The organism is Methylobacterium sp. EM32, from assembly GCF_040593685.1.
Classification (GTDB): Bacteria; Pseudomonadota; Alphaproteobacteria; order Rhizobiales; family Beijerinckiaceae; genus Methylobacterium.
Window position 1 is genome coordinate 1 of sequence record NZ_JBEXZS010000216.1, and the last position, 7,258, is coordinate 7,258.

General features: G+C 70.3%; 7 protein-coding genes. 3 read left to right on the forward strand and 4 right to left on the reverse strand.

Translation table 11 applies throughout. The annotated features are described in order from the left end of the window. Positions 1-379: 379 nt before the first annotated feature. On the reverse strand, positions 380-1,231 hold the full coding sequence (locus ABZT49_RS28075; protein WP_355290996.1) for a hypothetical protein: 852 nt from the start codon (positions 1,229-1,231) through the stop codon (positions 380-382). Between the two features lie 316 nt (positions 1,232-1,547). On the opposite strand from ABZT49_RS28075, the gene ABZT49_RS28080 reads away from it, so the two are divergent. Next, complete coding sequence (locus tag ABZT49_RS28080; protein WP_355290998.1) at positions 1,548-3,401, forward strand: ABC transporter ATP-binding protein; 1,854 nt, start codon at positions 1,548-1,550, stop codon at positions 3,399-3,401. On the opposite strand, the gene ABZT49_RS28085 is transcribed toward ABZT49_RS28080, so the two are convergent. Beyond that, positions 3,392-4,618: a DUF2254 domain-containing protein gene (locus ABZT49_RS28085; protein WP_355291000.1), complete on the reverse strand. Its 1,227-nt coding sequence runs from the start codon at positions 4,616-4,618 to the stop codon at positions 3,392-3,394. The genes ABZT49_RS28080 and ABZT49_RS28085 overlap by 10 nt on opposite strands. A gap of 75 nt (positions 4,619-4,693) precedes the next feature. Beyond that, positions 4,694-4,918 (reverse strand): hypothetical protein, encoded by a 225-nt coding sequence (locus tag ABZT49_RS28090; RefSeq protein ID WP_355291002.1) that lies wholly within the window; start codon positions 4,916-4,918, stop codon positions 4,694-4,696. 182 nt (positions 4,919-5,100) lie between these two features. On the opposite strand from ABZT49_RS28090, the gene ABZT49_RS28095 reads away from it, so the two are divergent. Beyond that, positions 5,101-5,526, forward strand: coding sequence for a hypothetical protein (locus ABZT49_RS28095; protein ID WP_355291004.1), 426 nt, complete (start codon positions 5,101-5,103; stop codon positions 5,524-5,526). A gap of 8 nt (positions 5,527-5,534) precedes the next feature. Here ABZT49_RS28095 and ABZT49_RS28100 read toward each other — a convergent pair whose 3' ends face one another. Next, complete coding sequence (locus ABZT49_RS28100; protein ID WP_355291006.1) at positions 5,535-6,455, reverse strand: oxidoreductase; 921 nt, start codon at positions 6,453-6,455, stop codon at positions 5,535-5,537. Positions 6,456-6,674: 219 nt separating this feature from the next. Between ABZT49_RS28100 and ABZT49_RS28105 the strand changes: the two genes are divergently transcribed. Further along, positions 6,675-6,908 (forward strand): hypothetical protein, encoded by a 234-nt coding sequence (locus tag ABZT49_RS28105; protein ID WP_355291008.1) that lies wholly within the window; start codon positions 6,675-6,677, stop codon positions 6,906-6,908. The last annotated feature ends 350 nt before the right edge of the window (positions 6,909-7,258 follow it).

Genomic DNA, 7,258 nt, shown 5'->3' on the forward strand with positions numbered 1-7,258 from the left:
GCTGAGCAGCGTGAGGGCGAGGAGGGGGGTGAGGAGGCGGGCCGACATCGTATTCGTCCTTGTGAAGCTCTGCCGGGTCGACGCGGGGCGCGGGGCGAAGTTCCCGGCGCGTGCCCACGAAGGGGCGCGACGACCTCTTCCGTCCCGCCCTGCGCGGAGGCCTCATCGATCCTGCGGCGCATCCCGGCCTGCCGGCGAGGCCTCCGTCCACCCGGGACGGGGCTCGTCTCGACGAGCCGGGCCGCGGTCGCGCGAGACGCCATCGCGTCTCGCGCATGGGGTGGATCACGATGCAGGCCGACCCGCGATCGTGCCGGTCAGACTCCTGCCCCGCACGCGACCTGCATGCGACGCGGTCCGTCGGACGACGGAGCGGGGCTTAGAAGTTCTGTCGCATTCCAGCAAGAATGCGCTGTGACAGCTCCCGAATCGCCTGCCACTCGACGCGATTCGAGCTTCCCGGGGTCGTCGTGCTGAAACGATGCAGCAGCTTGTTGAACAGGACCTGCATGTCCTTGGTCTCGAACTCGGCCTTGATCTCCTCGCAGGTCTTTCGGATCAGCTCCCACTCGACCTTGTTGTCCCGTCCCGGCGTGATGCCGCTCAGGGACTCGACGAAGGCCCTGAACTGGTCCCTCTGCGAGGCGGACCGATGGCTCATGATGCTCTCGCGGATCCGTTCCCACTCGACCTTGTTGTCGCTGCCGGGAAATGTGCGCGAAAACTGCAACAATATATCGTCGAAGCCGAGAATGTATTTGATGCAGGAAAATTTCAGTTTGACATTCAGGTCCGGCTTCGGATTGGTGACGAATATGTTGGTTGCCAGCTGTACGCCGTCGGTGGTGTAGCACAGCTGATAGAGACTGACCTTGCTGTGCGGCCCGATGACGTAGGTACGGGTTTCCTCGTGCTCAGTCTCGATCGTCTCCGAGGTCTCAGACGTTTTCTGAAGCTCGTAGGCCGTCTCGATGTGGAATTTGTATTCGGTGCTCGCTCCGACATCGACCACGCCTTCGAAGACGACCGAGGCACTCTGCTTGTTGCCGTAGGAGAAGCCGGTATTGACCGAGAACCGGTGAGAAATAAGCTCTCTCGACGTGATGACGCGCTTCTGCCGTGTCTTGTACTCGTGTTTTATCTCTCCGCTATTATGCGTGTTGTCGTAATCAAAGACCAGCTGCCAAAAATAGCGACCATCGACGATTGTCGTCAGGGACTCGTTGGACATCATGATTCTCCGGCACCTCAGGTTGCCGAAACCGCGGTAACATAGCCTGTTTGATGTCGTCTAGGTTCATAACTTGCCTTTCATAAGATTTATTCTCCGCTCACCCGCCGGATCGTCATTGCATATAACGCAAGGTTATGGGTTTTGATCGCGACGTGATTCGCGAATCGCGCCGATCGCTGTCGGATCCATTTGCTGTTGTAAAGGGTTGTTCCGGCGCGACCTGCGCCGCGACGCCCGCCGGATCGCGCTTCCGTCGCCGACGTGCTCCGCGACCGGCGCTGCGGAGGCGCCCCGGCGGCCTATATCCGCCTCCATGGACACTCCCGCCGCCAGCCGCCTCTCCACCTTGCGCCGCGCCGCCGCCGCCCGGCTCGGGCCTTTGCGCCATCTGCCCGCCCTGTTCCGCCTCGCCTTCGCGACCGATCCGCGACTCACCCTCGCGAGCCTGTCCTTGCGCCTCCTGCGCGCCGGGCTGCCCGCCCTGATGCTCTACGTGGCGAAGCTCGTGGTCGACGCGGTGGTGGCAGGCCGCGCCGGACCGCCGCCGGAGGCGGGCTGGCTCGCCGATCCGCGGCTGCACCAGATTGGGCTCCTCGTCGGGATCGAGCTCGGGCTCGCTCTCGTCTCGGACCTGCTGGGCCGCGCGACCTCCTACGTCGACGGGGTGCTGGCGGAAAAAGTCGGCAACGCCACGACGTTGCGCCTGATGGCGCATGCCGCCGCCCTCGACCTCGAGCAGTTCGAGGACAGCGCGGTGCAGGACCAGCTCGAGCGGGCCCGGCGCCAGGTCGCCTGGCGCTCGAACCTGATCGGGCAGCTCCTCGGTCAAGCGCAGGATCTCGTCACGGCGATCACCTTGGCGGTGGCGGTCGGCACGATGCTGCCAGGGCTGGTGCTGCTCCTGGTACTGGCCCTGATCCCCGCCTTCCTCAACGAGCTGCACTTCAATGCCCGCGGCTATCGCCTCGCCTGGCGCCGCAGCCCGGACCGGCGCGAGACCGATTACCTGCGCTATCTCGGCGCCGACGCGCACAGCGCCAAGGAGGTGAAGCTGTTCGGCCTGGCCTCCCACCTCTCGGACCGCTTCCGCGAACTCGCCGGCCGGCTGCTCGCCGAGAACCGGGAGCTCGCCCGGCACCGGGCGCTCGCCGGCGGCGCCTTCGCGAGCCTCGGCACGCTCGCCTACTACGCTGCCTACCTCGTCATCGCAGGCGAAGCGCTCGCCGGCACGCTCACCGTCGGCGACCTCACCTTCCTGGGCGGCGCTTTCCTGCGCCTGCGCGGCCTCGTCGAGGGACTGCTGCTCGGCGCCTCGCAGCTGCTCGGCCAGGCGCAGTATCTCGACGACCTGTTCTCGTTCTTCACCATCGCGCCGACCATCCGCTCCGGGACGCGGGCCGTGCCGGAGCGCCTGCGCGAGGGCTTCGTGTTCGAGGATGTCGGCTACCGCTATCCCGGCGAGAGCCGCTGGGCCGTGCGCCACTTGTCCCTGCGCATCCGGGCCGGCGAGGTGGTGGCGCTGGTGGGCGAGAACGGCGCCGGCAAGACCACGATCGTCAAGTTGCTCGCCCGCCTCTACGCGCCGACGGAAGGGCGCATCCTGCTCGATGGCCGCGACCTCGCCGAGTACGACATCGAATCGTTACGCGCCCGCATCGGCGTGATCTTCCAGGATTTCATGCGGTTCGACTTCACGGCCGGCGACAACATCGCGGTCGGGCGCATCGAGGCGCGAGCGGACCGGGCGGGAATCGCGGCCGCCGCCCGGCGGGCGCTCGCCGACGCGGTGATCGAGCGGCTGCCGGCGTCTTACGACCAGCGCCTCGGCCGGCGCTTCGAGGACGGGGTCGAGTTGTCGGGCGGCGAGTGGCAGAAGGTGGCGATCGCCCGGGCCTACCGGCGCGACGCGGCGATGCTGGTCCTCGACGAGCCGACCGCCGCCCTCGATGCCGGGGCCGAGGCCGAGGTGTTTCGCCGCTTCGGCGACCTCGCGGCGGGGCGCACCGCGCTCCTGATCTCGCACCGCTTCTCCACCGTGCGCCGGGCCGACCGGATCGTGGTCCTCGCCGGCGGGCGGGTGCTGGAGGAGGGCACCCACGCGGAGCTGGTGGCGCGGCGCGGGCGCTACGCCGAGCTGTTCGAATTGCAGGCGGCCGGCTACCGCTGAGCCGCCTCGTAATCGGCGAGGTCGGCCGGATCGGTGATCGCCGCGCGGGCGGCCCGGTCGAGCCGCGCGGCGACGCGGGCGACCGACGGCGCCGCGTAGGGCCGCGCGGCGCGTAAGCCCTGCAGCGTCTTGGCGAGGCGGATGGTCACCTCGATCTCCGCCGTGCCCTCGCGGATCAGCGGCCGGAAGGCGTCGGTCAGCATGTCGTCGAGCGTCGGGCGCGGGACGTGGACCGGCGGCCGCTCGGCCAGTTCCTCGCCCTCCGGATCGTCCGGCGGCAGGTGCAGGAGGACGCGCAGGAGCGCGTTCAGCACCTCGATGGCGGTGCCGGGATCGTTGGTGGCCGGCGCGAGCGCCCGGCTCGCGATCTCCGAGAGCGCGATCAGGCCGAGGCGCGGATCCTGGTCGAAGCGCCGGTGCCGCTCGATCGCGAAGGCGCTCGCGAGCGCTCGTCCGTCCTCCCCGGGATCGCCCTCGACGTGCAGGAGCGGCCGGGTCGGATGGACGAGGGTGCCCGGCAGGGCCGCGACGTGCAGGACGAGGCCCCGCCGTGCCGCGACCGCCCCGAGCGAGGCGACGTCGATATGGGTGACGTAGCCGGTCTCCTCGGCGAAGACCGGCGTCGCGCCGACGGGTACCGGCACCGCCGGCCGGCCGCCGAGGCGCGGATCGGCGGAGAAGGCCCGCATCGCCGCGGCGGCGGCCTCCTCGACGCGGTCGATCACGTCGCTCATGCGGCCGAAGCCGGTGATGTGGCCGATCCAGCGCAGGAGCGTGACCACCACCACCGCGACGACCAGCACCGTGCCGCAGAACAGGACCACGCGCCCGCTGTCGCCGTAGAGGCTCGATTGCAGTCCGATGATGCCGACCACCGAGAACACGAAGGCGCCCAGGAAGGTCGAGAGCGCGTTCTGCGAGGTCGGGTCGCCGATCAGGAGCTGCGTCGCCCGCGGCGTCGCGAGCTGGGTCGCCGAGCCGTAGGCGCTGACCATCGCGGTGAGCGAGAAGGTCGTCACCGCCAGCATGCTCGAGGCCATGATCTGGAGGATCGTCCCGACCGCGTCCTGCCCGAGCCGGCCGTGCACGTCCCCGGGCAGGAACGGCCCGACGAGGGCGGCGACGACCGCGAGGGCGACGCCGAACAGGCTGATCAGCGCCGCCCGGAACCAGACCTGCCGGACGACCCGCTTCCCCACCCACGCCCAGCGATCCATCTGCCCGTGCCCCCGACCTCGACGGGTGAAACTAGGGTGGATCTGCCGTAGGGGCAGGGGCGGTGCGGGCGGTCATCAATGGTCCGGTCCCGGGGGCGGGCCCTCGTCGTCCAGCCCGGCCCGGTCGCGGTCGAGCTGGCGCATCAGCTCGGCGAGGCGCGGGTCGAGCCCCTCGTCGAGGATGGGCTCGTAGAGGGCCTGGAGGTAGCGGCCGAGCCGCTCCCGGCTCGCCGCGTCGAGGGTCGGGCCGCCGTCCGACGGCTCGCGGGACCCGGACGTATCGGATTCGGATGCGATCATCGGCCCTACATTTGGCAGGCGGAGGCCGGCGGCAAGTCTCCGTCGACTCGACAAAGCCTGCCAGGATCCAGGCTGTCCGCGTCCGATGCCAGTCATCGGGCGGAAAGCGGGACGGTTGGACGCAAGGCGGAACTCGACTTTTGCGCTAAGGTTGGCGGGGGGCAACCGGAGAGATCAGATCGATGCGCTTCGCCGTTCCGCTCGTCGTCGCCTGCGGCCTCGCCGCGCCCGCCCTCGCCGCACCTGCCCTCGCGCAGTCCGGCCGTCCGCCGGCTCTCCTCATCCACGGCAATTACTGCGGCCCGGGCAACAACGCGCCCCTGCCGCCGATCGACGCCCTCGACGCGGCCTGTGCCCGGCACGATGCCTGTACGCCCCGCGGCGGCATGGCTACGGCAGCCTGCAATGCCCGCCTCCAACGCGAGGCCGAGCTGATCTCCCGCGATCCGCGCCAGCCCCAGGACCTGCGCGACGCGGCGGGCTTCGTCGCCTTCGCGGCCGGCATGATGCCCTCTCGCCCGCAGGTGGCGAGGGGACCGACCGTCGTGGCGCCCTCCGTCGCGCCGGCCGTCCCGGCTCCGTCGATCGACGAGGACGACGACGAATAGGCGGCGCGTCAGAGCGGATAGGTCACCTCGGTCAGCGCCTCGGACAGCGCCCAGAGCCGCGCCGCCGCCGCGGGATCGGTGGCATGGGGCGCGATCCTCGCCGGGCCGACCTGGCCGCGGACCTCCCACGCACCGTCCGGGCCGTAATAGTGCCCGCCCTCCGCCTCCGGCGCCGTGGCGGCGTAGAGCAGAGGCAGGGCGCCGCGCTCCGCCGACTGACCGACGAGCCAGAGGAGACCCGCCCCGATGCGCTCGGCGAGCCGCCCGGCCCGGTCGCCCCGCCGGGCGATGGCCGTCGCCGCGATCCCCGGATGGGCCGCGACCGACCGGACCGGGGAGCCGGCCGCGCGCAGGCGCCGGTCGAGTTCGAGGGCAAACATCAGCATCGCCAGCTTGGTCTGCCGGTAGGCGCTCTGCGGGCCGTAGGCGCGGCTTGACTGCAGGTCGTCGAAGGCGATCGTTCCGGAGCGGTGGGCGATGCTCGCCACCGCCACGATCCGCGTTCCCGATTGCTGGCGCAGGTGTGGCAGCAGCAGCCCGGTCAGGGCGAAGTGGCCGAGATAATTGGTGGCGAGCTGGCGCTCGAACCCGTCCTCGGTCTCCTCGCGCCGCGGCACCGCGGCGATGCCGGCATTCAGGAGCAGGATGTCGATCGGCCGCCCCTCGGCCGCCCAGGCCGCCGCGAAGGCCCGCACCGAGGCGAGGCGCGCGGTGTCGAGGGCGCGGCTCTCGATCACGGCCGCCGGATGCACCCGGCGGATCGCCGATTGCGTCGCCTCGGCCTTGGCGCGGTCGCGGGCGGCGATCACGATCTCGGCACCCGCGCCGGCGAGCGCCAGGGCCGCCTCGTAGCCGATGCCGCTCGTCGCCCCGGTGACGATGGCGCGGCGCCCGGCCTGGGGCGGGATCAGGGCGGGGGTCCAGGGCATCGGCGCGCTCCTTGGCGACTTGGGAGAGTTCCGAGATGGGCGCGCGCGTCCGGGTGAGAAGAGGGCAGGGGGTTGAAGGAAGTCAGGGCCTGGGCGCGGATCGAAACCGGCCGCGTGCACGTTTCTCGCGTGCCTGCCGCCGCGTCCAAGTCTCGACCGACGCTGCACGCTTGGCTTGCATGGCGGCTATCGATAAACTGGAGGGCGTGAGGGACCCGAATGATCGGACGGTTGATCTCCACCTTGCGTCCGCACAGGCTGCCCGACGACCGCGACGTGGCGCCGGAGGAGACGGTCCTGGCCGCTCCACCCGAGGAGGTCGCGCGGTTCGCGCCGATGGTGCCGCTCACGCCGCCGCCAGCGGTCAACGACGATCCCGAGGGAGCTTTGTGTGACGCGGTCGAGGCGGCGTTGCGGATGGCGGGGTACCTGCCGGAGGCGTCGGGGGAGTGAGAGCCTGTTCGGCTAGAGACAGGCGCGTTGCCGCGATGCCATCATTTATCCCGTACGCGGCCTCGTCCAGGGCTTCCGTCCGACCGGTTTGCCGCGCTCTATGCGGCCCGACCGGCGACACCTCCCCACGTCGTCCACGGCAGCGAAAGCGGCACCCGGTGCCCATCATCGCCGATATCGGGGAACGGAGCCGATCGCGTTCCGATTCGCCCTGTACCGTCGGCGTCTCCGGATCCCGGCTTCCGCCTTCGCAGCCCCAGGATGGGGTAAAGGGTGAGAACGGTCGGCCTCCGTCGCCCGACCGGATCCGCGGCCCCGATTCCCGAGGACCCCCATGCACCCCGCCACCC